Here is a 24,030-nt window from a genome sequence, read left to right on the forward strand (position 1 = left end):
CCTCGGCCTTAAGCGTTCGAAGAAGCGGAAGCGGCGTGCATCGCGGACCACACGCGATGCGGCGTCGCGGGCATCTGCAAGTCCTTCACGCCGAGCGGCGCGAGCGCGTCGAGAATCGCGTTGATGACGGCCGGCGGCGAACCGATCGCGCCCGCCTCGCCGCAGCCCTTCACGCCGAGCGGGTTGTGCGTGCACGGCGTGCCCTTCGCGGTTTCCACCGTGAAGTTCGGCAGGTCGATCGCATGCGGCATCGCGTAATCCATGAACGAGCCGGAGAGCAACTGGCCGCTTTCGTTGTCGTACACGCAGCGCTCCAGCATCGCCTGGCCGATGCCCTGGCCGAGCCCGCCATGCACCTGCCCCTCGACGATCATCGGATTGATCACGTTGCCGAAGTCGTCGACAGCGGTGAACTTATGGATGCGCGTTTCGCCCGTGTCCTGATCGACTTCGACTTCGCAGATATACGCGCCCGACGGATACGTAAAGTTGGTCGGATCGTAGAACGCGTTTTCGTTGAGGCCCGGCTCCATCGTTTCGAGCGGGAAGTTGTGCGGCACGTAGGCCGCGAGCGACACGTCGACGAACGTCTTCGTGCGGTCCGTGCCCGCGACCCGGAAAATGCCGTCCTTGAATTCGATGTCCTCCGCCGACGCCTCCAGCAAATGCGCAGCGATCTTCTTCGCCTTCGCCTCGATCTTGTCGAGCGCCTTCATCAGCGCCGAGCCGCCGACCGCGATCGAGCGCGAGCCATACGTGCCCATGCCGAACGGAATGCGGCCGGTGTCGCCGTGAATGATCTCGACGTTGTCCATCGACACGCCGAGCCGGTCCGCGACCACTTGCGCGAAGGTCGTCTCGTGGCCTTGGCCGTGGCTGTGCGAGCCGGTGAACACGGTGACCGAGCCAGTCGGATGCACGCGCACTTCGCCGGCTTCGAACAGGCCCGCGCGCGCGCCGAGCGCGCCCGCGATGTTCGACGGCGCGAGTCCGCACGCCTCGATGTAGCACGAGTAGCCAAGGCCGCGCAGCTTGCCTTGCTTCTTCGCTTCGTCGCGGCGAGCCGGGAAGCCCTTCACGTCCGCGATTTCAAGCGCGCGGTTCAGGATCGAGTCGTAATCGCCGGTGTCGTAGGTGAGGCCGACCGGCGTCGCGTACGGAAACTCGCGGATGAAATTGCGCCGGCGAATCTCGGCGGGATCGATGTTCATCTCGCGCGCCGCCGTCTCGACGAGCCGCTCGACGACGTAAGTCGCCTCGGGCCGGCCCGCGCCACGATACGCATCGACGGGAACCGTGTTCGTGAAGACCGCCTTCACCTCGGCGTAGATCGCGGGCGTCGCGTACTGGCCGGCGAGGAGCGTCGCGTAGAGGATGGTCGGCACGGACGACGCGAACGTCGACAGATATGCGCCCATGTTCGCCGTCGTGTGGACGCGCATCGCGAGGAACTTGCCATCGCGGTCCAGCGCGAGTTCGGCTTTCGTCACATGGTCGCGGCCGTGGGCATCGGACAGGAACGCTTCCGAGCGCTCGGCCGTCCACTTGATCGGACGCCCAACCTTCTTCGACGCCCAGGTGAGCGCCACGTCCTCGGCATACAGGAAGATCTTCGAGCCGAAGCCGCCGCCGACATCCGGCGCGATCACCCTCAACTTCGATTCCGGCAGCGACAGCACGAACGCCGCCATCAACAAGCGCTCGACGTGCGGATTCTGGTTCGCGACGTAGACCGTGTAGCTTTCGTCGTGCTTCGAATAGCTCGCGTTCACCGCGCGCGGCTCGATCGCGTTCGGGATGAGACGCTGGTTCACGATGTCAAGCGTCGTCACATGCGCGGCCTGCGCGAACGCGGCGTCGGTCTTCGCCTTGTCGCCGTGGCCCCAGTTGTAGCAGACGTTGTCCGGCACGCCGTCGTGCACGAGCGGCCGGCCTGGCTCCGACGCGCTGCCCGTATCGACGACGGCCGGCAGCACGTCGTAATCCACCTCGATCAGTTCGAGCGCGTCCTTCGCTTCCTTCACCGATTCCGCGACCACGAGCGCCACCTGATCGCCGACATGCCGCACCTTCTCGTGCGCGATGACGGGATGCGGCGGCTCGTGCATCGGCTTTCCGTCGGTGCTGTGGATCAGCCAGCCGCACGGCAATCCGCCGACATTCGCCGCCGCGAGATCCGCGCCGGTGAAGACGGCGATCACGCCGGGCGACGCCTTGGCCGCGGCCGTGTCGATGCTGCGAATCTTCGCGTGCGCGTGCGGCGAGCGCAGGAACACGCCATGGCTTTGCAGCGGGAAGACGACGTCGTCGGTGTACTGGCCCGCGCCCGTCAGGAAGCGATAGTCTTCCTTGCGTTTTACGGCGGCGCCGATCATGTGCTGTTGCTCAGGGGCGTTCATCGCGGTCTCCAAAGTAGGCGCGATTCATCGAATGGAATGAACCCGGAAAGCCTGGCGGCGGCGTGGATCAGCCGCTCGCCTTCATGGCTTCGGCGCCCTGCAGGACCGCTTTCACGATGTTGTGATAGCCGGTACAGCGGCACAGATTGCCGTCGAGCTGCTCGCGCACGTCTTCTTCGGTGAGACCGGGGCTTTGGGCGGCGAGCGCGCTCGCGCTCATCACCATGCCTGGCGTACAGAAACCGCATTGCAGCCCGTGACAGTCCTTGAACGCCGCCTGCATCGGATGAAGCTCGCCGTCGTTCGACATCCCTTCGATCGTCGTGACGTCGAGGCCGTCCGCTTGCGCGGCGAGGATGTTGCATGACTTGATCGCGCGGCCGTCGAGATGGACCGTGCACGCGCCGCACTGCGCGGTGTCGCAGCCGATGTGGGTGCCCGTGAGCCTCAACTGGTCGCGCAGGAACTGCACGAGGAGGATGTGAGGTTCGACGTCGGCGGTCACGGGTTTGCCGTTGACCGTCAGACTGATGCTGAGCGTCATTGTTGTGTCTCCTATGGGGAATGGCCTGCCGGCCAGCCCAAACACATGCTCACGAGCTACCCGTCCTTCACCTTCCTTGCTGCCGCTCTCGAGCGTCTGCTGGGTCCGGCTGGAACTTCGCGTGTCGTTGTTGTAACAAGGAGTAAAACACAAAAAAGCGGGCGTCGCCATCGGCTCCGAACGCGCGTTCGATGCGTCCGCTCTCGTTGCTTTGCAGCAATCTGCCCGTGCCGCCGCATGGATTGCACAAAGCAAAGCGCCGCCCTGGAAGGCGGCGCTTTTGCGTGATGAATGACCGGCGTTACTGCATGCCGCGTCCGAGTTTCGAATTCCTGCGCGCGTAGCCGAAGTAAATCGCCAGCCCGATCAGGAGCCACACCACGAACGCGATCCACGTCATCGCCTGGAGATTCGCCATCAGGAACAGGCACGATGCCACCGCGAGCACCGGCACCACCGGCACGCCCGGGCAGCGGAACGCGCGCGGCAGTTCCGGATGCGTGCGGCGCAGGATCAGCACGGCAATCGACACCATCGAGAACGCCGCGAGCGTGCCGATGTTGATCAGTTCGGCCAGCACGTTGAGCGGCACGAGCGCGCCGATCAGCCCGAAGAAGATGCCGACGAGCCAGGTCGTGAAATACGGCGTCGCGTATCGCGGATGCACTTTCGAGAGCCGCGCGGGCAACAGGCCGTCGCGCGACATCGCGAAGATCACGCGCGTCTGGCCGTAGCTCATCACGAGGATCACGGTCAGCATGCCGAGCACCGCGCCGAGGTCGATGAAGCCCGCGACCCAGTTTTGTCCCGCCACTTGCAGCGCGTAGGACACCGGATGCGAAACGCTCGCGAACTGCGCCGACGGCACGATGCCCGTCACGACCGCCGCCACCGCGACATACAGCACCGCGCACACGACGAGCGACGCGATGATGCCGATCGGCAGATCGCGCTTGGGATTCTTCACTTCCTCCGCCGCCGACGACACAGAATCGAATCCGATGAACGCGAAGAACATCACGGCCGCCGCGCCGAACACGCCGGACCAACCGTTCGGCATGAACGGATGCCAGTTCGCCGGCGTGACGTGGAACACGCCCACGCCGATCACGAGCAGCACGACCGTCACCTTGATCGCGACCATCACGTTGTTCACGCGCGTCGATTCCTTCACGCCGACCGCGAGCAGCGCCGTGATCGCCATCATCACGAGGAACGCGGGCAGGTTGAAGAACGTCTCGTGACCGGGCAGCGCGCCGGGCGCGGCGGTGAGCGCGGTCGGCAGCGAGATGCCGAAACCGGACAGCAGCGATTGCAGATACCCCGACCACCCGACCGACACCGCCGAGCTGGCGAGCCCGTATTCGAGCATCAAGTCCCAGCCGATGATCCACGCGGCAAGTTCGCCGAGGGTCGCGTAGGAATAGGTGTAGATAGAGCCGGCGACGGGAATCGTCGAGGAAAACTCGGCGTAGGCGAGCGCGGCGAAGCAGCAGGCGATCGCCGCGACGACGAACGCCACCATCAGCGCGGGGCCGGCCTGCACGGCGCCGGTGCCCGTAAGCACGAAAATGCCGGTGCCGATGATGGCGCCGATGCCGAGGAACGTCAGGTCGAGCGCGCCGAGCGTTTTCTTGAGCCCGGCGCTTTGCGCACCGGCGAGCATGTGTTCGATATTCTTCTTGCGAAACAAAGACATGGGGCGGAAGTCTCCTAATGCACGCGCGAGGCGCGTCGACCACGGGAAAACCCGCAATTTTATCGGACGAAGAGGTCGGGACTGGAGTCAGCGGATTTATTGAGAGAGGCGGGAATCGCTTTCCTGGCGGGTCGTCTGGAAGATTTCCGCGCGCAGCAGCGCTTGCGTGGTCGATTTGTCTGTTCAAACGCGTGCCGGCAGAAGAATCGGGCTAATGCACGCGAACGGTGCGAGCGCTCAACTCGCGATGGCGGGATTCATATCGACGAGGCGATTGCTCATCACGTAAAAGGTCAACTCGGCGTTGTTCGCGAGCTTCATCTTGTCGAGCAGACGCGACCGGTACACGCTCACCGTCTTGACCGACAGCGACAGCGCGTTGGCAATGTCCGTCAGACGCTTGCCCGACGCGAGCATGCACAGCGTCTGGAATTCGCGGTCGGAGAGCTTTTCGTGCGGCAACTGCTCGGAGTCCAGCGAAACGTAGTCGGCAAGCGCTTCCGCCATCGCCGGACTCACATACTTGCGCCCCGCCGCGACCTGCTGGATCGCGGCGATCATCAGCGCGGGATCGGCCGATTTCGACAAGTAGCCCGCCGCGCCGGCCTTCAGCGCGCGCACGGCGTATTGATCCTCGCGATACATCGAAAACATCAGCACCGGCAGGCGCGGCACCTGCCGCTTCAGACGCTTGAGCACGTCGACGCCGTTCACGTCGGGCAGCGAGATGTCGAGCAGCGCGACATCGAGCGGACACTGGCCCGCGAGGCTGATCGCCTGCGCGCCGGTCTCCGCCTCGATCACTTCGGACGCGATGCCGCGGTCCAGCAACAGGTGTGAGACGCCCCGGCGAACGATGGCGTGGTCGTCGGCGAGCAGGATGCGCAGGCTCAATTTGACGCCCTCGCGAGTTGCGCGCGCGATTCGACCGCGTGCAGTGCGCGGCGGATCGACGCAATCGGGTTGGTGGCGGACATCAGCGGAAAGCGCGCGCGGACCGTCGTGCCGCCCGTTTTCGCCGCGCTCACGCGCAGGCTGCCGCCGAGCGCGTCGCAGCGCGCGCGCATGCCCACGAGGCCGAAGCGGCCGCGCTTGCGACGCGCGGCGTGCGGAATGCCGATGCCGTCGTCTTCGATCACGAGCGTCACGAAACGCGCGTCCGCCGCGATGCGCACGGACGCCTTGCCGGCGCGCGCGTGACGCGCGACGTTGTTCAGCGCTTCCTGTGCCACGCGGAATACGGCGAGCGCGACGGCTTCGGGCAACCGCGCGAGACGGCGGTCGTCGGCGCCATACGCGACGTGCACGTCGAGCGATGTGACGGCCGCGAAGCGCGCGGCCCAGTCGACCAGCGCGGGAGCGACGCCGTCATCGAAACACGGTGCATGGGAATCCGCGACTGCGCGGTGGGTTGCGTCGCAGGCGGCGTCGAGCGACTGCCGGGCGGTCTGGAGCGCTTCGCCGCAAGGCGCGGGCGCGTCGGCCGGAAGCCAGGTTTCGATGCGTGCGAGCGCGAAACGCGCGGCGGTGAGCGCCGACCCGGCGTCGTCGTGCAGATCCTGGGCGAGCGAGCGGCGCACGCGCTCGTCGACGGCGACGAGTTGCGCCGACAACTGCTGCACGCGAGCCGAGAGCCGCTGAATCTCGCGATCGGCGGCGAGCCTGGCGTCGATCAATGCCGAATACGCCGACTGCTCGCCGGTTGCATGCGTCGACAACACGCCGGACGGGCGCGCGGCAGGCGCGCAAGCCGGCGGCACGGCGCACAGCGCGGCGCCCGGCGCCGGGCTCCGATCGGTTACGGCAACGGTCGACGTCTTCATTTCACTCTCCTCGCGAGGAGCGCAGTCGGGTGGCGTCGCGGCCGGTGATCCGACACCGCGACGTAACAAGATTTACACTCGGTAACATGAAGGACGGTCTTGGACCTAAATTGAGACTCGTCCCAATGTTCGCGGATCATATCCCAAAAAAATTAAGAACCTATGCGCCACACGGGTTAACGGCTCAAATCCAATACGAATTTGCAACATTTCGTGGATTTTCGGCACCAGAAAAGCACTTTCGCGCAAAGTCTTGATCTGGCGCAAGTTGTAACTGCGTCGATGTGACCCGTCTTTCGGCGGGCGAAAAAAAACCGGAGCCTGCGGCTCCGGTCTTCTGAATCGCATTGCGCCGCCCGATCAGCCGACGAATGCCTTCTCCACGACGTAGTGTCCCGGATGATTGTTGCTGCCTTCATCGAAGCCCATTTCGTCGAGCAGCGCGCGCGTGTCGCGCAGCATGTGCGGGCTGCCGCAGAGCATCACGCGGTCGTTTTCCTTCGAGAACGGCGCGACGTCGAGGTCGGAGAACAGCTTCTTTGTCTCGATCAGGTCGGTGATGCGGCCGCGGTTCGCGAATTCCTCGCGCGTCACCGTCGGGTAATAGACGAGCTTTTCCTGGATCAGATCACCCAGATGCTCGTGCGCCGGCAAGTGCTCCGTGATGAAATCCTTGTACGCGAGTTCGTCGACGAAACGGCAGGTGTGCGTCAGCACGATCTTGTCGAAACGGTCGTACACGTCCGGGTCCTTGATGATCGACATGAACGGCGCGAGGCCCGTGCCGGTCGAGAGCAGCCACAGCGTCTTGCCGGGCAGCAGGTTGTCGGCGACGAGCGTGCCGGTCGGCTTCTTGCCGATCAACACCGAATCGCCCACTTTCAGATGCTGCAGGCGCGATGTGAGCGGGCCGTCCTGAACCTTGATGCTCAGGAATTCGAGATGCTCTTCGTAGTTGGCGCTGGCGAGGCTGTAAGCGCGCAGAAGCGGCTTGCCGTCGACTTCCAGGCCAACCATCGTGAACTGGCCGTTTTCGAAACGAAACGACGCGTCACGGGTGCAGGTGAAGCTGAAAAGCGTATCGGTCCAGTGATGGACGCTCAGGACGGTTTGAGAATTAAGGTTGCTCATGGCTTCGTGGATAGTGCGAAAACGGTGGCGTCAGCGGCACGCGGCCGTGCAGACCAGGAACGATGCGCTGCGCGAAACGACCGCCGCCAATGGCCGTCGATCGGGCTGGCCCGCGCATTTTCGATGCAAATTCAGTGCAATTCGGCGCTTTTGACGGCTTATATGAACGCCATGCGCTTGGTTCATGCGTCCATGTTGGGTTCGCATGCGGCTTTCGCGCGGCGCAAATGCCGGCGTCCGCGCAATCCGCAGCCCGGCGGAATCCGCTATTTTAGCGCGACGGGCAGTTTGGCGTGGCGCAACGCCCTGCGGCGGGTGTGACCTTCAGGCGCAGGCCCCGCAAAGAGCGTTCAGGCGATGGCTTCCCCGGCCGGAACGGAAACCGCGCCGAGCCCGCATGATAACAATTCTCAACTAGTGCAACCGGGAATGTCCCTGCTGGCGTCAGGCTGGCGCGGGAAGCGCCAGCCGCGGGTTCCCCGGCTCAGATGCGCTGATCCGTCGACGGCTTTTCCCACAGATTGACGCCACCTTCGCGCGCATGCTGGTCGATCTGGGCCAGTTCTTCACTCGTGAAGTCGAGATTCTTCAGCGCACCGACGTTCTCGCGGACCTGTTCCGCCCGGCTCGCGCCGATCAGCACCGAGCTCACGCGGCCGCCGCGCAGCGCCCACGCGAGCGCCATCTGCGCGAGACTCTGGCCGCGCCGGCCGGCGAGTTCGTTCAGCTTGCGCACGTGCTCGATGTTCTCGGCGCTCAAATGCTCTTGTTTCAGCGATCCGCCGCCCGGCTTGTTGACCCGCGCATCCTGCGGAACGCCGTTCAGGTACTTGCTGGTCAAAAGCCCCTGCGCCAGCGGCGTAAACGCGATGCTGCCCGCGCCGATGTCGTCGAGGGTGTCGAGCAGTTCTTCCTCGATCCAGCGATTGAGCATGTTGTACGACGGCTGATGGATCAACAGCGGCACCTTGTGTTCGGCGAGCAGCCGCGCCATTTCGCGCGTCTTGCCCGGCGAATACGACGAAACCCCGACATACAGCGCCTTGCCCGAATGCACGGCAGTCGCGAGCGCGCCGGCGGTCTCTTCGAGCGGCGTGTCGGCGTCGAAGCGGTGCGAGTAGAAGATATCGACGTAGTCGAGTCCCATGCGCTTCAGGCTCTGGTCGAGGCTCGCAAGCACGTATTTGCGCGAGCCGCCGCCCTGTCCGTACGGGCCCGGCCACATGTCCCAGCCCGCCTTCGACGAGATCAGCAGTTCGTCGCGATATGGCCGGAAATCGTCCTTGAAGAGGCGCCCGAAGTTGGTCTCCGCGCTGCCGTAGGGCGGGCCGTAGTTGTTCGCGAGATCGAAGTGCGTGATGCCGAGATCGAACGCCGTGCGCAGGATGTCGCGCTGCGTGGAGATCGGCGTGCTGTCGCCGAAGTTGTGCCAGAGCCCCAGCGACAACGCCGGCAACTTCAGGCCGCTCTTGCCGCAGGTGCGGTAAGCCATCTGCGAATAGCGTTCGGAAGCTGCTTCATAAGCCATGACGAATTTCCTCGATCGATTTAAACGGATGACGAAAGCGCCGGTGCGGGCATTGCCCGAGCGCGCAGCCTGCCATGGTAGCCAATTGCGCCGCGCGACGCAGGCCGCACAGCGGCGTCCCGCTATGCGAGACCGTCCATGCGACTGGCCGGATGGCTGATCCGCCTGGGCAAGGGGAACGAACCCGTGCGCCCGAAGCCCAATGCAAATCTTCAAGCAAGGAGCATCACCGATGGACCCAATCCAGAAACTTCGCCCCGCCTACGACCTGCTGCTGACAGCAAGCCTCAAATACGGCTTCGACATCCTGATGGCGATTTTGATCCTCATGATCGGCTGGTGGATATCGAACCGCGTCGCGAATACGCTGAAGCGCGCGCTCGGCCGCACCAACGCCGACGCCACGCTCACGCCCGTGCTCGCGAGCCTTGCGCTCTGGGCGATCCGCGTGATCGCGATCGTCGCCGCGCTCGGCAAGTTCGGCATTGCGGCGGCGAGCATCCTGACCGTGCTCGGCGCCGCCGGCCTCGCGATCGGTCTCGCGCTGCAGGGCACGCTGCAAAACATCGCGGCGGGTTTGATGCTGCTGCTGTTGCGGCCGTTTCGCGTCGGCGACTACATCGAGGGCATCGGCACGACGGCCGGCACGGTCAACGAAATCGGCCTCTTCACGACGCGCCTCACCAAAGCCGACGGCGTCATCATGTTCGTGCCGAACAGCACGATCTGGGCAAATCCGGTGACGAACTACAGCGCGAACGAGCGGCGTCGCGTCGTGCTGACGTTCCATGTGCCGCACGCGCAGCGCGTCGAGCACGCGCTCGAACAGTTGCAAAAGCTGGTGGCGAGCGACCCGCGCATCGGCGACGTGCCGGCCAAGCCGTGGATCGCGGTGACGGATTACACGGATACCGGCGTCAAGCTGAACGTCGGTGTGTGGACGCGCGCGAGCGACCACGCGAGCGTGCAGGCCGATCTGCTGCGGCAGATCCAGCCGCTCACGAAGCCCGAGCCCGAGCCGAAACTGGACGCGCCCGCGAACGCCTAGTAATCTCTCGCGCCTTCGTCCATCTCAATAAGAGGAATCCATGATCAAGGCGATTTCCGCGGCTCTTCTGGTCGGCGGCATCGTGCTGCTTTACTTCGGCGGCACGTCGTTTCATTCGCTCAGCAACGACGTCGCGCGCTTTTTCACCGGCTCGCCGACGAACAAGACGATCTGGCTGATCGCCGGCGGCGTGGTCGCGACGCTCGTCGGGCTGATCGGCCTGACGATTCCTTCCCGTCGCTAGCAGCCCCGGAGCGAAGCGGATCAGCCGAGCGCCACCTCCGGTTTCGCCGCCGAGCGCGTGCCGGGCAGCGGCGCGTTGCTCGCGCCGCGATAGGTAAAGACGAGTGAGAACTTCACCTGATCGGTGAGATTCTTGCCCGCCGAGTGCAGCGTGTTGCAGTGAAAGAACACGACATCGCCCGCCTTCAGTTCCGGCGACACGGCGGTGCGGATCAGCGCTTCGTTCTCGGGGAGATCGGAGCGGAAGAACTTGGCTTCGTCGAAGCGCTCCGAGGTTAACGGCAGCTTGTGCGACCCCGGCACGAACCAGAGCGCGCCGTTTTCGACCTTCTCGGTGCCGAGCGCGATCCACGCCGACACCAGATCGTCGCGTTCGAACGCCCAGTAGCGCACATCGCGGTGCCAGCCCGTCAGGCTGCCGTACTCGGGATGCTTGGTCATCAGGCAGTTGTGGTGCGCGCGCGAAAGGAACGACTCCTCGCCGAAATACAGCTCCATCCAGCCGCGAATTTCCGGCGACGTCGCGGCGTCGGCGAAGAGCGGATCGCGCACGTAGGCGTCGAGCAGACGGCGCACCGTGTGGCCGCCCGGCGCATCCTTCGATTCCGGCGCGCCCGGATATTTCAGATCGGCTTCGAATTCGGCCGGCGGTGCGGCTTCGGCAAGCTGGCGGCGGGCGAGCGCGGCGAGCGCCTCACGGCTCGCCGGCGGCACGAGGCCCGGCACGATCACATAGCCGGTCTCGCGCAGTTCGCGGACCTGTTCCTTCTTCGACTTCAACGACGATTGCTCAGACATTTCCAACTCACATGTAAGCGCGTTTGCGGTTTTGCGTCGACGGACGCTGACGGCAAATTGGGGGCGAATTCCCGATTGTAAATCCGCCGACGCTTTCGAGCTTTTCAACGCGGACATTTTGGAGTTCGAACCGTCATGTTTGAAGCGTTTCGTTCATAAAAACGCAGGGAAAACGCGGACTTACCGCGGTCACAATAGTCTTGTAATCTTCGCGCATCAAATCGGTGCAACTTTCGATCCGGCGCGTGTTCGAACGCTGACCGAACCATTGAACGACTTTTTTGAGACGACTATCGTCGAGTTGAAGCGCGGCATTTCGTCGCCCAACCGACGCAATCAGAGCCATGACCAACCGATTCGCCTCGAGTCTCACCCGCGTTACCCGCGTCGCCACCCGTGCGGCGCGTCCCGCGCGACGCGGTGTCGTCCGCGCGTTGCGTCATCACACCGCGCGAACGCAGGCCGTCGCCGAGCAGTTGAAGTTCGTGCGCCCCGTCGACGGCATTCGCTCCTGGTTTCGCGGATTCTTCCTCACGCTGCGCGTTCGCGCGGCGTCGCGGCGTGTTTCGCTGAAGGCGCTGCTGCGTCGTCCCGCCCAGTTGCGCGCGCCGGTTCGCAAGGCCAAGGCCGCCGCGCAGACGAGCCGTCGTCCGCGCCGGCTGGCGCCGAGCAGCGCCGGCTGGTTCGCGTTCGCCGCGCGCTGAGCGTCGGCGTCAGGTCCGGCGTTCGAGTTCGTCGAGCGTCGGATAATCGGTGTAACCTTCCTCGCCGCCGCCATAGAACGTCGCCTCGTTCGGCTCGTTGAGCGGCGCGCCGCGTCTGAAACGCTCGACCAGATCCGGATTCGCCAGAAACGCGCGGCCGAACGCCACGGCGTCCGCCTCGCCGCTTTCGATTCGCCGCTCCGCTTCCTCCGCCGTATATTCGCCGCACGCGATGATCGCGCCGTCGTAGGCGTCGCGAAGCGCGCGGCGAAAATCGTCCGATAGCGGCTCGCCGCCCGCCCAATCCGGCTCGGCGATGTGCAGATACGCGACGCCGATGCGTTTGAGCTCTTTCGCCAGATAAATCGACGACGCCTCGCTCTCCGTGTCCTTCAGGTCGAAGCCGACGAAGTTCGGCGAGATCCGGACGCCGACGCGATCCGCGCCCATCACGCCCGCCACCGCCTCCAGCACATCGACCGTCAGCCGCACCCGGTTCTCGACGCTGCCGCCGTATTCGTCGGTGCGCCGGTTCGTGTTCGTCGACATGAACTGCTGCAGCAGATAGCCATTCGCCGCATGCACTTCGACCATGTCGAAACCGGCGCGCTTTGCCCGGTTTGTCGCATCGACGTATTGCAGGACGATGCCGGGCAACTCGTCGGTTTCGAGCGAACGCGGCTCGTCCACGTCGATGAAACCGAGCGAGCCGTCTTCCTTCTTCACGAACACCTGCGTGTTCTCCGCGCGGATCGCGGACGGCGCGACCGGCTGGCCGCCATCCGCCTGCGCGAGCCGGTGCGACACGCGTCCGACGTGCCACAACTGCAGGGCGATGCGTCCCTGCTTCGCGTGCACGGCGCCAGCGACGCCTTTCCAGCCGGATTCCTGCGCGTCGGAATAGATGCCGGGCGCGCCCCAGTAGCCTTGTCCCTGTTTCGAAACCTGCGTCGCTTCGGACACGATCAACCCCGCGCCCGCGCGCTGCGCGTAGTAGCGGGCGTTCATTTCGGTGGGCACGTCGCCGGGCTGCGACGCGCGATTGCGCGTGAGCGGCGCCATCACGACGCGATTCGGCAATTCGAGCGCGCCGACCTTGATCGGCGACAACAGTTTTTGCAGCGGCATGGGCGTTCCTTTCCGGTCGGGCATCGTTTCACCCCGTTCGCAAGAAATGCACCGCATCGTAGAGATGCTTCTGGAGCCGCGCCGCGGGCGAAAAAAAACCCGGCAGATTTGCCGGGTTTTTCGTGCAGCGCGAGGGCGCCGATAGCGATTTAGGCGACCTGAACCACCGGTTCCGTGCCGGCGGCTTCCGCCAGCGTGAGCGCCTTGTCCGTGAATTCCCACGAGAATTCCGGCTCTTCGCGGCCGAAGTGGCCGTAAGCCGCGGATTTTTCGTAGATCGGGCGCAGCAGGTCGAGCATCTGGATGATGCCCTTCGGACGCAGGTCGAAGTGCTCGAGCACGAGCTTCGTGATTTCCGCATCCGACACGCGGCCGGTGCCGAACGTGTTGACCATCACCGAAGTCGGGCGCGCCACGCCGATCGCGTACGACACCTGGATCAGCGCGCGCGAGGCGAGCCCCGCCGCGACGATGTTCTTCGCGACATAACGGCCGGCGTAGGCCGCCGAGCGGTCGACCTTCGACGGATCCTTGCCCGAAAACGCGCCGCCGCCGTGGGGCGCCGCGCCGCCGTAGGTATCGACGATGATCTTGCGGCCCGTCAGCCCGCAGTCGCCTTGCGGACCGCCGATCACGAAACGACCGGTCGGGTTCACGAGGAACTTGATGTCGCCCTTGATGAGTTCGGCGGGCAGCGTCGGCTTGATGATTTCCTCGATTACCGCCTCGCGCAATTGCGTGAGTTCCATTTCCGGCGCGTGCTGCGTGGAGAGCACGACGGTGTCGATGGAATGCGCCTTGCCGTCGACGTAGCGCACGGTGACTTGCGACTTCGCGTCCGGACGCAGCCACGGCAGGCGGCCGTCGCGGCGCAGGTTCGCCTGACGCTCGACCAGACGGTGCGACAGGTGAATCGGCAGCGGCATCAGTTCGGGCGTTTCGTCGCACGCGTAGCCGAACATCAGGCCCTGGTCGCCGGCGCCCTGGTCGAGGTTGTCGTCGTGGGCGGTGTTCACGCCCTGCGCGATGTCCGGCGACTGCTTGTCATACGCGACGAGCACCGCGCAGCCGCGGTAGTCGATGCCGTAGTCGGTGTTGTCGTAGCCGATGCGCTTGATGGTTTCGCGCGCGATCTGGATGTAGTCGACGTTGGCCGTGGTCGTGATTTCGCCCGCGAGGACGACGAGACCGGTGTTGCACAAGGTTTCGGCCGCGACGCGCGAATACTTGTCCTGAGCCAGGATGGCGTCGAGGATGGCGTCGGAGATTTGATCGGCGACCTTGTCCGGGTGGCCTTCGGAGACGGATTCAGAGGTAAACAGATAGTCGTTTGACACGCTTCAGACTCCATAGAGTACGGTTAGTTTGCTCACGTAGCCGACTTCTCTGGGAGTCTGAAGCGGCGACGCTTTAGCGGATTACTGATTCCGGGAGCGCCTTTCGGCCTGTCCGGCTTCGCCCCGCAAGTTGTCCATTAACTCGGCGAAGGTTTTATTATAGCGATTTCCTTCATTTGTCACAGAGCCGAACGCTTGTTGCTATTCGCCCCTCTTCCATTTTCGTCCCGCGCCTACCGGCCGTCGCCTCGCCGGAGCCCGTCATGCTAGGCCGCATCGGGATTGCGCTCGCGGTCGGTTTCCTGAAGTTTCTCGCGCTTCTGCCCTACGGCATCACCGCCCGCTTCGGCGACGGCCTCGGCTGGCTGCTTTACCAGATTCCGAGCAGCAGAAAGCGTATCGTTCATATCAATCTCTCGCTGTGCTTCCCCGACTGGACGCCCGAGCGTCGCGAGGAAGTCGCTCAGTTGCACTTCCGGCACGCGATCCGCAGCTACGTGGAACGCAGCGTCCAGTGGTTCGGATCGGCGAAGAAGCTCGAAAAGCTGATTCAGGTCGACAGCGCCGTCGACCTGACCGACCCCAACCTGCCGCCGACGCTCTTTCTCGGCCTGCACTTCGTCGGCATCGAAGCGGGCTCGATCTTCCTGAACTATTCGCTGCACCGGCGATGCGGTTCGCTCTATCAGCCGTTCTCAAACCCGCAGATCGAGGAAATCGCGAAGGCGCAGCGCGCCCGTTTTGGCGCCGACATGGCGAGCCGCGCCGACAGCGCGCGCATCGTGCTGCGCTGGCTGCGCGACAAGAAGCCGGTGATGCTCGGCGCCGACATGGACTACGGCATGCGCAATTCGGCGTTCGTGCCGTTTTTCGGCATCCCGGCGTGCACGCTGACGGCCGTCGGACGGCTCGCGAAGGCGGGACACGCGCAGGTCGTGCCGTTCATCGGCGAAGTGCTGCCTGGCTACAAGGGTTATCGGCTGAAAATCTTCGAACCTTGGGAAAATTATCCGACCGGCGACGATGTCGCCGACGCGCGTCGCATGAACGCATTCATCGAAGAGCAGATTCCGCGCATTCCCGAGCAGTATTACTGGGTCCACAAGCGCTTCAAGACGCGTCCACCGGGCGAAGCCGGCTTCTATTGACGGCTGAGCGTTAGCCATCCGGCCAGCGGTACGTGGATGCCTCGCTCACATACAATAGCGGCCATGAAACTCAAATTCACCAAGATGCACGGCGCGGGCAACGACTTCGTCGTGCTCGACGGCTATACGAAACCGCTGAATCTCAGCGCAGCGCAAGTGCGCGCGCTCGCGAACCGGCATTTCGGCGTCGGCGCGGACCAGTTGCTGCTCGTCGAAAAGCCGACCATCGACGGCGTCGATTTCAAATACCGCATCTTCAATTGCGATGGCGGCGAGGTCGAGCATTGCGGTAACGGCGCGCGCTGCTTCGTGAAATTCGTGCGCGATCGCGGGCTCACCGCCGCGTCGAGCGTGCGCGTGCAGGTGCAACAGGGCGTCATCACGCTGACGATGCTGGAAAACGGCGAGGTCGTCGTCGACATGGGCCAGCCGGTGTTCGATCCGCCGCGCGTGCCGTTCGATTCCAAAGGGATCGAAGGCCGCCGCGAAGGCGCCGATACGCTCTGGCCGCTCGATATAAACGGCGAAATGCGCTGGATTTCGGCGGTATCGATGGGCAATCCGCACGCGGTGCAGATAGTTGGCGATGTCGAAGCTTATCCGGTGCTGGCCGAAGGCCCGCTCGTCGAGAAGCACGCGCGCTTTCCGAACAAGGTGAACGCGGGTTTCATGCAGATCGTCGACCGGCATTCGGTGAAGCTGCGCGTCTACGAGCGCGGCGCGGGCGAGACGCTCGCGTGCGGCACGGGCGCCTGCGCGGCGGTCGCGGCGGGCATCCGGCGCGGCCTGCTCGACTCGCCGGTGCGCGTCGCCACGCACGGCGGCACGCTCACGATCACCTGGGCCGGCGCGTCGGACGAATCCGCGCCGCTTCTGATGGCCGGGCCCGCGACGACCGTCTTCGAAGGCGAGATCGACCTCGCCGATGTGCAATGACCGCCCTTTGAGCGCCACCCAGCCTGAATCCGCCTGAATAAGTCCGAAACCATGAACGAACGCGAAGTCGCCGATTACCTGCTCGACAACCCCGATTTCTTCGCCGAGCACGCTGAACTGCTCGGCACCATCCGGCTTTCGAATCCGCACGGCAAGGCGGCGGTGTCGCTGCAGGAACGCCAGATGGAAATGCTGCGCGACAAGAACAAGCAGCTCGAACGCCGCCTCGCCGAACTGCTGCGCTATGGGCACGAGAACGACAGCATCGCGTCGAAGTTCAATCGCTGGACGACCCGCGTGATCGCCGAGCGCGATCCGCACGCGCTGCCGAAAACCATCAGCACGGGCCTGTGCGAGATCTTCGACGTGCCGCAGGCCGCGCTGCGCGTGTGGGACGTCGCCGAGCCGTATAGCCAGGCCGATTTCGCGCGCCATGTCGGAGAAGAAGTGCGGTTGTTCACCGCCAGTCTCGCGACGCCTTATTGCGGCGCGAACACCGGTTTCGAGGCTGCGCAATGGCTGACGTCGGCGAGTTCGGTGTCGGTGGCGTCGGCGACGACCGACGGCGTCGTCGATGCCGCGAACGCCACCGAATCGATCGCGCTGCTCGCGCTGCGCGATCCGTTCGCCGGGCCGGACGCGCCCGCGTTCGGCCTGCTCGTGATGGGTTCGCCCGATGCGCGCCGCTTCCACGACGGCATGGCGACCGACTTCCTCACGCAGATCGCGGCACTCGCGAGCGCGGCGTTGAGCCGCCTCCTGCCGCACTGACCCGACCGAGACGAAACACGCGCGATGAACGCCGCCGACCCGATCGCCGCCTATTTGTCGATGCTCGAACACGAGCGGCGGCTCTCGGAGCACACGCTGCGCGGCTACACGCACGAACTCGATGAGTTGAAGAAGCTGGCGAACGGCCGCGCGCTCGAAACGCTCACCGCGGCGGACATGCGCGGCGCCGTTTCGCGTGCGCACGCGGGCGGACTCTCGGCGCGCTCGATCGCGCACCGGCTCTCGGCGTGGCGCGCGTTTTATCGCTGGCTTGCTGAACGCGTCGAAATGGCGGCGAATCCCGTCGCGACCGTGCGCGCGCCGAAGGGCGCGAAGACGTTGCCGAAGGCACTGTCCGTCGACGACGCCAACGCGCTGATGGAAGCCCCGCAAGCCGGCACGACCGAGGCGCTGCGCGACCACGCGATCCTCGAATTGTTCTATTCGTCGGGCTTGCGGCTCGCGGAACTCGTGAATCTCGATGTCTATTACGTCGAGACCGAGCACCACCGCTCGATCGGCTGGCTCGATCTGCCGAACGCCGAAGTGACCGTGCTCGGCAAGGGCGGCAAGCGCCGCTCGGTGCCGGTCGGCGCCAAGGCCATCACGGCGCTGCGTGCCTGGATCGACGCGCGCGGCGAATTCGTCAGGCACGATCCACACGCGCTCTTCCTGTCGGTGCGCGGCAACCGCATGGCGCCGGGCGTCGTGCGCGAGCGCGTGAAGCGCATGGCGCTCCTCGCCGGCATTCCCACGAACGTGCATCCGCACGTCTTGCGGCACTCGTTCGCCACGCACGTGCTGCAATCGAGCGGCGACCTGCGCGCGGTGCAGGAACTGCTCGGCCACGCGAACATCACCGCGACGCAGGTCTACACGTCGCTCGATTTCCAGCACCTCGCTCGCGTCTACGATTCCGCGCATCCGCGCGCCAAGAAACGCGACTGATTTTTCCCGGGCGCGCCGTGCCATCGCGGCCGCCCTATCAAGGCCTCAATGAACACCATCACGCTCAAACCGGCGAAGGACAAGTCGCTCGCGCGCCGCCATCCGTGGATCTACGCGAACGCGATCGACCGCATCGACGGCAAGCCAGCGCCCGGCGCCACCGTCATCGTGCGCGCGCACGACGGCCGCTTTCTCGCGCGCGCCGCGTACAGCCCGCAATCGCAGATCCGCGCGCGCGTCTGGAGTTTCGACGAAGCCGAGCCGATCGACCACGCGTTCTTCAAGCGCCGCGTGCAGCGGGCGATCGCGCACCGGCAGGCGCTGGTGAAGAACACAGGCGCGACGCGGCTCGTCTTCGGCGAGGCGGACGGCTTGCCCGGCCTGATCGTCGATTACTACGTCGCCGACGATGCGCTGCAACGCGGCCAGCTCGTCTGCCAGTTCATGGCGACGGGCGTCGAGGCATGGAAGAGCGCGATCGTCGATGCCCTCACGGGCGCGACCGGCTGTCCGAACGTCTACGAGCGCTCGGACGTCTCGATTCGCCAGAAAGAAGGCCTCGAACAGATCACCGGCGTGCTCGCGGGCGATCCGCCGCCCGCCACGCTCATCGCGAACGAATGCGGCGTGCGTTATCACGTCGACGTGATGAACGGCCACAAGACGGGCTTCTACGTCGATCAGCGCGATAACCGCGTGCTCGTCGCCGAGCACGCGCGAGACCGCGACGTGCTGAACTGCTTCTGCTACACCGGCGGCTTTTCGCTCGCGGCGATGAAGGGCGGCGCGAAGCGCGTGGTGTCGATCGATTCGTCCGGCGAAGCGCTCGCGCTCGCGCAACAGAACGTGCTCGCGAACGGTTTCGCCCCCGAGCGCGCCCAGTGGCTCGACGCCGACGCCTTCAAGACACTGCGGCGTCTTTACGACGAAGGCGAGCGCTTCGACCTGATCGTGCTCGATCCGCCGAAATTCGCGCCGTCGCGCGAACACGTGGACCGCGCCGCGCGCGCCTACAAGGACATCAATCTCACCGGATTCAAACTGCTGCGCCCCGGCGGCCTGCTCTTCACCTATTCGTGCTCCGGCGCAATCGACGCCGAGCTGTTCCAGAAGATCGTCGCAGGCGCCGCGGCCGACGCCCGAGTCGACGCGCGCATCTTGAAGCGGCTCGGCGCGGGCGTCGATCACCCATTGCTCACGGCGTTTCCGGAAGGCGAATACCTGAAAGGCCTGTTGTTGCAAATCGCGTGAGCGGCCATAGTTTCTGATTCCGGCGACGGGCCGCCCAAAGCGCCCACCCGACAAATATGTTTCAATAATCGGCTGACTCGCCGCTTTCAATGCGTGAAAACGCGGCGCGCTAACCCCTACGACCTCCAAGCACAGGCGACGACATGATCCCAGTAACCATCCTGACCGGCTTCCTGGGCAGCGGCAAAACCACGCTGCTCAAGCGCATCCTGAACGAGAAGCACGGCATGAAGATCGCCGTGATCGAAAACGAGTTCGGCGAAGAGAACATCGACAACGAAATCCTCGTGCAGGAAACGAACGAGCAGATCATCCAGATGAGCAACGGCTGCATCTGCTGCACGATCCGCGGCGATCTGGCCCGTGCGCTGGAAGACCTCGCGAACCGCAAGAAGGCGGGCACGCTCGACTTCGACCGCGTCGTGATCGAGACGACCGGTCTTGCGAACCCGGGCCCCGTCGCGCAGACGTTCTTCATGGACAACACCATCGCGGACGAATTCCTGCTCGACGCGATCATCACGCTCGTCGACGCGAAACACGCCAATCATCAGCTGGACGAGCACGAAGTCGTGCAGCGCCAGGTCGGTTTCGCCGATCGCCTGTTCATCACGAAGTCGGATCTCGTCGATGCCGCCGCGCTCGAAGACCTCAAGCACCGGCTCGTGCACATGAATCCGCGCGCGGCGATCCGCGTCGTGAATTTCGGCGAGGCGGACATCAAGGAAATCTTCGACCTGCGCGGCTTCAACCTGAATTCGAAGCTGGAAATCGACCCCGATTTCCTCGCGGAAGACGATCACGCACATGACGATGCACACGCGCATGACCACGATCACGCGCACGACGACCACGATCATTCGACCTGCGGCCACGATCACAGCCACGACCACGAGCATCACCACCACCACGCGCACCACGACGACAAGATCAAGTCCTTCGTTTACCGCAGCGACAAGCCGTTCGACGCCAATCGCCTCGAAGACTTCCTCGGCGGCATTCTGCAGATTTATGGCGAGCGCCTCTTGCGCTACAAGGGCGTGCTGTACATGAAGGGCGTCGATCGCAAGGTCGTGTTCCAGGGCGTGCATCAGATGATGGGCAGCGACCTCGCGGGCAAATGGCAGCCGATCGAAAAGAAGAACAGCAAGATGGTGTTCATCGGCATCGAATTGCCGCAGGACCTGATCACCGACGGCCTCGACGCCTGCCTGGTCAAGTGATCCGCGTCTTCGTCGGCGCGCATCTGGCTGATGCGTGACCGGCGAAGCGCCCCGAATCGGACCGACAACCGACGAAACGCCGCCGCTGCACCGCGCGCGGCGTTTCTTCGTGCGGCTTTCGCATGAAAACTGTGACCGCACACACGAACGTTGGTCGCTTTTTGACGTCTCAGGCGTTATATTTTTGAGATTCCGGCGGTAATCGACAGGGTTTTCCTCGGTTATCTTCGGAAATTGCGATTCAGTTACAATACAGCCCCGCTGAAGCAGCGCAACGGTCCGTGCGGCGGGTGAAGGCCGCCACACGGATCGCAGAAAGACTGAAGAGACACCGAGAACGTAGGCGTGTCGAGTAGCCTGAGACCGAGCTAATTCGAGACAACGCGTTCGAGGTTGAAGATGCGAAGGAAACCGCGCGGAAAACTTCCGGGCGATTTTCGGGCACTTCGAAATCGGTTTACAGAGGAGTTCGGCCCCGCGTCGACGCGAAACGCGTCACGACAGCATGTTTTTGCGTGCGAGAGATCCGCACCGGACGCTGTCAGCGGGCAACGCAGAAGTGCGGGCGATGCGAGAGAAATCGCTCCACATTGAAGAAGCAAGCCAGATGACGACGAAACGACTCTTGACCGAAGCCGAAATCCTGAAGATGAGCGAGAAGGATTACATGAACGAGGATCAGCTCGCCTTCTTCAAGAACCGGCTCGAACAACTGCAGGCCGACATTCTGAAGAATGCCGGGCAGACGACCGAAAATCTGCGGGAAACGGTGATCGTGCCGGACCCGGCGGACCGTGCGACGATCGAGGAAGAACATGCCCTCGAACTGCGCACGCGCGATCGCGAACGCAAGCTGCTGAAGAAGGTGCAGCAGTCGCTCGCGCGTATCGAGTCCGGCGATTACGGCTGGTGCGAGGAAACGGGCGAGCCGATCGGCATCCCCCGGCTGATCGCGCGTCCGACCGCCACGCTGTCGCTCGAGGCGCAGGAGCGCCGCGAACTGCGCCAGAAGCTGTTCGGCGACTGACCGGCCGAACCGGCCCGGCCGGCGATCCGCCGGCACGCGTCGCGGGGCCGCCCGCAGCGGGAGAGTCGCCGCCTTCGCGGATATCGGTCAGCACGGCGCGGCAACTCGCCACTTCGAAAGGCACACGTTCCACGTGTGCCTTTTTTGTTTCTCGCCGCACGTCGACTCGGCGCGTCGGCTCCGGCGCGCAATTTCTGCCTGCCTGCCGCCAATCCCGACTTGATTATTCGGGCGCCGCCCTAAAATGCTCTGGACGCGCGCAGTCAGCGCGCGAGCGCGGCGCGACGCCAACGAGCGCGACGATGCGCGGAACCCCGCGCCGTGCACTCCATCGAATTCTCGACAGCGAGGCGGTTTTTCGCAGCCGCCCGCGTCCTTCGCTTTCTAAAGGAACGCACATGGAACAATTTCACGGCACGACCATCGTCTCCGTGCGTCGCGGCGGCAAGGTCGCCCTCGGCGGCGACGGCCAGGTGACGCTCGGCAACATCGTCATGAAGGGCGGCGCCAAAAAGGTGCGCCGCATCTATGGCGGCAAGGTGCTGGTCGGCTTCGCCGGCGGCACGGCCGATGCGTTCTCCCTGCTCGACCGCTTCGAAGCGAAGCTCGAAAAGCATCAGGGCAACCTGACGCGCGCCGCCGTCGAACTGGCGAAGGACTGGCGCACCGACCGCATGCTGCGCCGGCTGGAAGCGATGCTGATCGCCGCCGACGCACAGGCCACGCTCGTCATCACCGGCAACGGCGACGTGCTCGATCCCGAAAACGGCATCTGCGCGATCGGCTCGGGTGGCGCGTACGCGCAGGCCGCGGCGCAGGCGCTCGCGGAAAATACCGACCTCTCTCCGCGCGACATCGTCGAAAAGTCGCTCGCGATCGCGGGTGACATGTGCATCTACACGAACCACAATCGCGTCATCGAGACGATCGAGTAAGACCGGACTAAAGGCAAAGGACCAAGCGATGACCACCATGACTCCCGCCGAGATCGTCTCGGAACTCGACAAGCACATCATCGGCCAGGGCCGCGCGAAGAAAGCGGTCGCCGTCGCGCTGCGCAATCGCTGGCGCCGTCAGCAGGTCGAGGAGCCGTTGCGCCAGGAAATCACGCCGAAGAACATCCTGATGATCGGACCGACCGGCGTCGGCAAGACCGAAATCGCGCGGCGTCTGGCGAAGCTCGCCGACGCGCCGTTCATCAAGATCGAAGCGACCAAGTTCACCGAAGTCGGTTACGTGGGCCGCGACGTGGACAGCATCGTGCGCGACCTGATTGAAATCTCGGTCAAGCAGACGCGCGAATCGGAGATGAAGAAGGTTCGCTCGAAGGCGGAAGACCGCGCGGAAGACCGCATCCTCGACATCCTGCTGCCGCCCTCGCGCACGGTCGGCTTCGGCGCATCGACTGCCGCCGAAAGCGCCGACGACACGAACAACACCACGCGCCAGACCTTCCGCAAGCGTCTGCGTGAAGGCGCGCTGGACGAAAAGGAAGTCGAGCTGGATGTCGAGCAGCCGCAGGTCGGCATGGACATCATGGGGCCGCCGGGCATGGAAGACATGACCGAACAGATCCGCTCGATGTTCGCGAACATCGGCGGCGGCAAGAAGACGCGTCGCAAGGTGAAGGTGAAGGAAGCGCTGAAGCTCCTCACCGACGAAGAAGCCGGCAAGCTCCTGAACGACGAAGAAGTGAAGGCGAAGGCGGTGCAGAACGTCGAACAGAACGGCATCGTGTTCCTCGACGAAATCGACAAGATCGCGTCGCGCAGTGAAGCGGGCGGCGCCGAAGTCTCGCGCGCGGGCGTGCAGCGCGATTTGCTGCCGCTGGTGGAAGGCACCACGATCAACACCAAGTACGGGATGATCAAGACCGATCACATCCTGTTCATCGCGAGCGGCGCGTTTCACCTCGCGAAGCCGAGCGATCTGATTCCCGAGTTGCAGGGCCGTTTTCCGATTCGTGTGGAACTGGATTCGTTGTCGGTCGGCGACTTCGAATCGATTTTGAACACGACCGACGCCAGCCTCGTGAAGCAGTACAAGGCGCTCCTCGCGACGGAAGACGTCCAGCTCGATTTCGCCGACGACGGCATTCGCCGGCTCGCGGAAATCGCGTTTTCGGTCAACGAGAAGACCGAGAACATCGGCGCGCGGCGGCTTTATACGGTGATCGAAAAGCTGCTGGAAGAAGTCTCGTTCTCGGCAGGCAATCACACGGGCCAGCCGGTGAAGATCGACGCCGCTTACGTCGATCGCGCGTTGAACGAGGTGGCCGACGACGAAGACTTGTCGCGCTACGTGCTGTAAAGGCGTTTAAGAAAGTGGAAAGGGCGGCTCTCGC

At 64.3% G+C, this 24,030-nt stretch carries 22 protein-coding genes; 12 read left to right on the forward strand and 10 right to left on the reverse strand.

Annotated features, from left to right (window positions below; all coding sequences use genetic code 11):
* Nucleotides 1-8: 8 nt before the first annotated feature.
* The 7 genes from AWB66_RS19745 to mgrA form a co-directional block, all read right to left on the reverse strand.
* Nucleotides 9-2,399, reverse strand: coding sequence for a xanthine dehydrogenase family protein molybdopterin-binding subunit (locus tag AWB66_RS19745; RefSeq protein ID WP_087631979.1), 2,391 nt, complete (start codon nucleotides 2,397-2,399; stop codon nucleotides 9-11).
* Nucleotides 2,400-2,466: 67 nt separating this feature from the next.
* Nucleotides 2,467-2,943 (reverse strand): (2Fe-2S)-binding protein, encoded by a 477-nt coding sequence (locus tag AWB66_RS19750; protein ID WP_087631876.1) that lies wholly within the window; start codon nucleotides 2,941-2,943, stop codon nucleotides 2,467-2,469.
* A gap of 301 nt (nucleotides 2,944-3,244) precedes the next feature.
* Complete coding sequence (locus AWB66_RS19755; RefSeq protein ID WP_087631877.1) at nucleotides 3,245-4,642, reverse strand: branched-chain amino acid transporter BcaP; 1,398 nt, start codon at nucleotides 4,640-4,642, stop codon at nucleotides 3,245-3,247.
* 237 nt (nucleotides 4,643-4,879) lie between these two features.
* On the reverse strand, nucleotides 4,880-5,536 hold the full coding sequence (rqpR, locus tag AWB66_RS19760) for a response regulator transcription factor RqpR (RefSeq protein WP_087631878.1): 657 nt from the start codon (nucleotides 5,534-5,536) through the stop codon (nucleotides 4,880-4,882).
* Nucleotides 5,533-6,465: a sensor histidine kinase gene (locus tag AWB66_RS19765; RefSeq protein WP_087631879.1), complete on the reverse strand. Its 933-nt coding sequence runs from the start codon at nucleotides 6,463-6,465 to the stop codon at nucleotides 5,533-5,535. Before AWB66_RS19765 ends, rqpR begins: the two co-directional genes overlap by 4 nt.
* 360 nt (nucleotides 6,466-6,825) lie before the next feature.
* Entirely contained in the window at nucleotides 6,826-7,596 is a 771-nt protein-coding gene (locus AWB66_RS19770) for a ferredoxin--NADP reductase (RefSeq protein ID WP_087631880.1), read from the reverse strand.
* A 484-nt stretch (nucleotides 7,597-8,080) separates the two neighbouring features.
* Entirely contained in the window at nucleotides 8,081-9,124 is a 1,044-nt protein-coding gene (gene mgrA, locus AWB66_RS19780; RefSeq protein ID WP_087631882.1) for an L-glyceraldehyde 3-phosphate reductase, read from the reverse strand.
* A gap of 232 nt (nucleotides 9,125-9,356) precedes the next feature.
* Here mgrA and AWB66_RS19785 point away from each other — a divergent pair, with 232 nt between their 5' ends.
* A complete protein-coding gene (locus AWB66_RS19785) occupies nucleotides 9,357-10,172 on the forward strand; it encodes a mechanosensitive ion channel family protein (RefSeq protein WP_087631883.1) in 816 nt (271 codons plus the stop codon).
* A gap of 40 nt (nucleotides 10,173-10,212) precedes the next feature.
* Complete coding sequence (locus AWB66_RS19790) at nucleotides 10,213-10,416, forward strand: DUF3185 family protein (protein ID WP_087631884.1); 204 nt, start codon at nucleotides 10,213-10,215, stop codon at nucleotides 10,414-10,416.
* 20 nt (nucleotides 10,417-10,436) lie between these two features.
* Here AWB66_RS19790 and AWB66_RS19795 read toward each other — a convergent pair whose 3' ends face one another.
* On the reverse strand, nucleotides 10,437-11,213 hold the full coding sequence (locus AWB66_RS19795) for a phytanoyl-CoA dioxygenase family protein (RefSeq protein WP_087631885.1): 777 nt from the start codon (nucleotides 11,211-11,213) through the stop codon (nucleotides 10,437-10,439).
* Between the two features lie 344 nt (nucleotides 11,214-11,557).
* On the opposite strand from AWB66_RS19795, the gene AWB66_RS19805 reads away from it, so the two are divergent.
* Nucleotides 11,558-11,917, forward strand: coding sequence for a hypothetical protein (locus tag AWB66_RS19805; RefSeq protein WP_200819025.1), 360 nt, complete (start codon nucleotides 11,558-11,560; stop codon nucleotides 11,915-11,917).
* Between the two features lie 9 nt (nucleotides 11,918-11,926).
* On the opposite strand, the gene AWB66_RS19810 is transcribed toward AWB66_RS19805, so the two are convergent.
* Both AWB66_RS19810 and metK read right to left on the reverse strand, forming a co-directional pair.
* On the reverse strand, nucleotides 11,927-13,045 hold the full coding sequence (locus tag AWB66_RS19810; protein ID WP_087631887.1) for an alkene reductase: 1,119 nt from the start codon (nucleotides 13,043-13,045) through the stop codon (nucleotides 11,927-11,929).
* Nucleotides 13,046-13,194: 149 nt separating this feature from the next.
* Nucleotides 13,195-14,382, reverse strand: coding sequence for a methionine adenosyltransferase (metK, locus tag AWB66_RS19815; protein WP_087631888.1), 1,188 nt, complete (start codon nucleotides 14,380-14,382; stop codon nucleotides 13,195-13,197).
* 263 nt (nucleotides 14,383-14,645) lie between these two features.
* Between metK and AWB66_RS19820 the strand changes: the two genes are divergently transcribed.
* From AWB66_RS19820 to hslU, 9 genes are all read left to right on the forward strand, one after another.
* A complete protein-coding gene (locus tag AWB66_RS19820) occupies nucleotides 14,646-15,530 on the forward strand; it encodes a lipid A biosynthesis lauroyl acyltransferase (protein ID WP_087631889.1) in 885 nt (294 codons plus the stop codon).
* A gap of 63 nt (nucleotides 15,531-15,593) precedes the next feature.
* Nucleotides 15,594-16,466 (forward strand): diaminopimelate epimerase, encoded by an 873-nt coding sequence (dapF, locus tag AWB66_RS19825; protein WP_087631890.1) that lies wholly within the window; start codon nucleotides 15,594-15,596, stop codon nucleotides 16,464-16,466.
* 51 nt (nucleotides 16,467-16,517) lie between these two features.
* The gene (locus AWB66_RS19830; protein ID WP_087631891.1) at nucleotides 16,518-17,237 is read left to right on the forward strand and encodes a DUF484 family protein; all 720 of its coding nucleotides are present in this window, start codon (nucleotides 16,518-16,520) and stop codon (nucleotides 17,235-17,237) included.
* Between the two features lie 24 nt (nucleotides 17,238-17,261).
* Nucleotides 17,262-18,185 (forward strand): tyrosine recombinase XerC, encoded by a 924-nt coding sequence (xerC, locus tag AWB66_RS19835; protein ID WP_087631892.1) that lies wholly within the window; start codon nucleotides 17,262-17,264, stop codon nucleotides 18,183-18,185.
* 48 nt (nucleotides 18,186-18,233) lie between these two features.
* Nucleotides 18,234-19,436 (forward strand): class I SAM-dependent rRNA methyltransferase, encoded by a 1,203-nt coding sequence (locus AWB66_RS19840; RefSeq protein WP_087631893.1) that lies wholly within the window; start codon nucleotides 18,234-18,236, stop codon nucleotides 19,434-19,436.
* A 143-nt stretch (nucleotides 19,437-19,579) separates the two neighbouring features.
* Nucleotides 19,580-20,659 carry a CobW family GTP-binding protein gene (locus tag AWB66_RS19845; RefSeq protein WP_087631894.1) on the forward strand — a complete coding sequence of 360 codons (1,080 nt, stop codon included), beginning with the start codon at nucleotides 19,580-19,582 and terminating at the stop codon, nucleotides 20,657-20,659.
* A gap of 607 nt (nucleotides 20,660-21,266) precedes the next feature.
* Nucleotides 21,267-21,686: an RNA polymerase-binding protein DksA gene (gene dksA / locus AWB66_RS19850; protein ID WP_062638304.1), complete on the forward strand. Its 420-nt coding sequence runs from the start codon at nucleotides 21,267-21,269 to the stop codon at nucleotides 21,684-21,686.
* 398 nt (nucleotides 21,687-22,084) lie between these two features.
* Nucleotides 22,085-22,621: an ATP-dependent protease subunit HslV gene (gene hslV, locus AWB66_RS19855; RefSeq protein ID WP_087631895.1), complete on the forward strand. Its 537-nt coding sequence runs from the start codon at nucleotides 22,085-22,087 to the stop codon at nucleotides 22,619-22,621.
* 28 nt (nucleotides 22,622-22,649) lie between these two features.
* Nucleotides 22,650-23,996, forward strand: coding sequence for an ATP-dependent protease ATPase subunit HslU (gene hslU, locus AWB66_RS19860; RefSeq protein WP_087631896.1), 1,347 nt, complete (start codon nucleotides 22,650-22,652; stop codon nucleotides 23,994-23,996).
* Nucleotides 23,997-24,030 lie beyond the last annotated feature (34 nt).

It is taken from the genome of Caballeronia telluris (assembly GCF_001544495.1).
GTDB classification, from domain to species: Bacteria; Pseudomonadota; Gammaproteobacteria; order Burkholderiales; family Burkholderiaceae; genus Caballeronia; species Caballeronia telluris.

Excerpts from the sequence above, each read along its gene's own strand:
- AWB66_RS19745 (WP_087631979.1), bottom strand. The coding sequence starts at position 2,399 with ATGAACGCCCCTGAGCAACAGCACATGATCGGCGCCGCCGTAAAACGC.
- AWB66_RS19750 (WP_087631876.1), bottom strand. The coding sequence starts at position 2,943 with ATGACGCTCAGCATCAGTCTGACGGTCAACGGCAAACCCGTGACCGCC.
- AWB66_RS19755 (WP_087631877.1), bottom strand. The coding sequence starts at position 4,642 with ATGTCTTTGTTTCGCAAGAAGAATATCGAACACATGCTCGCCGGTGCG.
- AWB66_RS19765 (WP_087631879.1), bottom strand. The coding sequence starts at position 6,465 with ATGAAGACGTCGACCGTTGCCGTAACCGATCGGAGCCCGGCGCCGGGC.
- AWB66_RS19770 (WP_087631880.1), bottom strand. The coding sequence starts at position 7,596 with ATGAGCAACCTTAATTCTCAAACCGTCCTGAGCGTCCATCACTGGACC.
- mgrA (WP_087631882.1), bottom strand. The coding sequence starts at position 9,124 with ATGGCTTATGAAGCAGCTTCCGAACGCTATTCGCAGATGGCTTACCGC.
- AWB66_RS19785 (WP_087631883.1), top strand. The coding sequence starts at position 9,357 with ATGGACCCAATCCAGAAACTTCGCCCCGCCTACGACCTGCTGCTGACA.
- AWB66_RS19790 (WP_087631884.1), top strand. The coding sequence starts at position 10,213 with ATGATCAAGGCGATTTCCGCGGCTCTTCTGGTCGGCGGCATCGTGCTG.
- AWB66_RS19795 (WP_087631885.1), bottom strand. The coding sequence starts at position 11,213 with ATGTCTGAGCAATCGTCGTTGAAGTCGAAGAAGGAACAGGTCCGCGAA.
- AWB66_RS19805 (WP_200819025.1), top strand. The coding sequence starts at position 11,558 with ATGACCAACCGATTCGCCTCGAGTCTCACCCGCGTTACCCGCGTCGCC.
- AWB66_RS19810 (WP_087631887.1), bottom strand. The coding sequence starts at position 13,045 with ATGCCGCTGCAAAAACTGTTGTCGCCGATCAAGGTCGGCGCGCTCGAA.
- AWB66_RS19820 (WP_087631889.1), top strand. The coding sequence starts at position 14,646 with ATGCTAGGCCGCATCGGGATTGCGCTCGCGGTCGGTTTCCTGAAGTTT.
- dapF (WP_087631890.1), top strand. The coding sequence starts at position 15,594 with ATGAAACTCAAATTCACCAAGATGCACGGCGCGGGCAACGACTTCGTC.
- AWB66_RS19830 (WP_087631891.1), top strand. The coding sequence starts at position 16,518 with ATGAACGAACGCGAAGTCGCCGATTACCTGCTCGACAACCCCGATTTC.
- xerC (WP_087631892.1), top strand. The coding sequence starts at position 17,262 with ATGAACGCCGCCGACCCGATCGCCGCCTATTTGTCGATGCTCGAACAC.
- AWB66_RS19840 (WP_087631893.1), top strand. The coding sequence starts at position 18,234 with ATGAACACCATCACGCTCAAACCGGCGAAGGACAAGTCGCTCGCGCGC.
- AWB66_RS19845 (WP_087631894.1), top strand. The coding sequence starts at position 19,580 with ATGATCCCAGTAACCATCCTGACCGGCTTCCTGGGCAGCGGCAAAACC.
- dksA (WP_062638304.1), top strand. The coding sequence starts at position 21,267 with ATGACGACGAAACGACTCTTGACCGAAGCCGAAATCCTGAAGATGAGC.
- hslV (WP_087631895.1), top strand. The coding sequence starts at position 22,085 with ATGGAACAATTTCACGGCACGACCATCGTCTCCGTGCGTCGCGGCGGC.
- hslU (WP_087631896.1), top strand. The coding sequence starts at position 22,650 with ATGACCACCATGACTCCCGCCGAGATCGTCTCGGAACTCGACAAGCAC.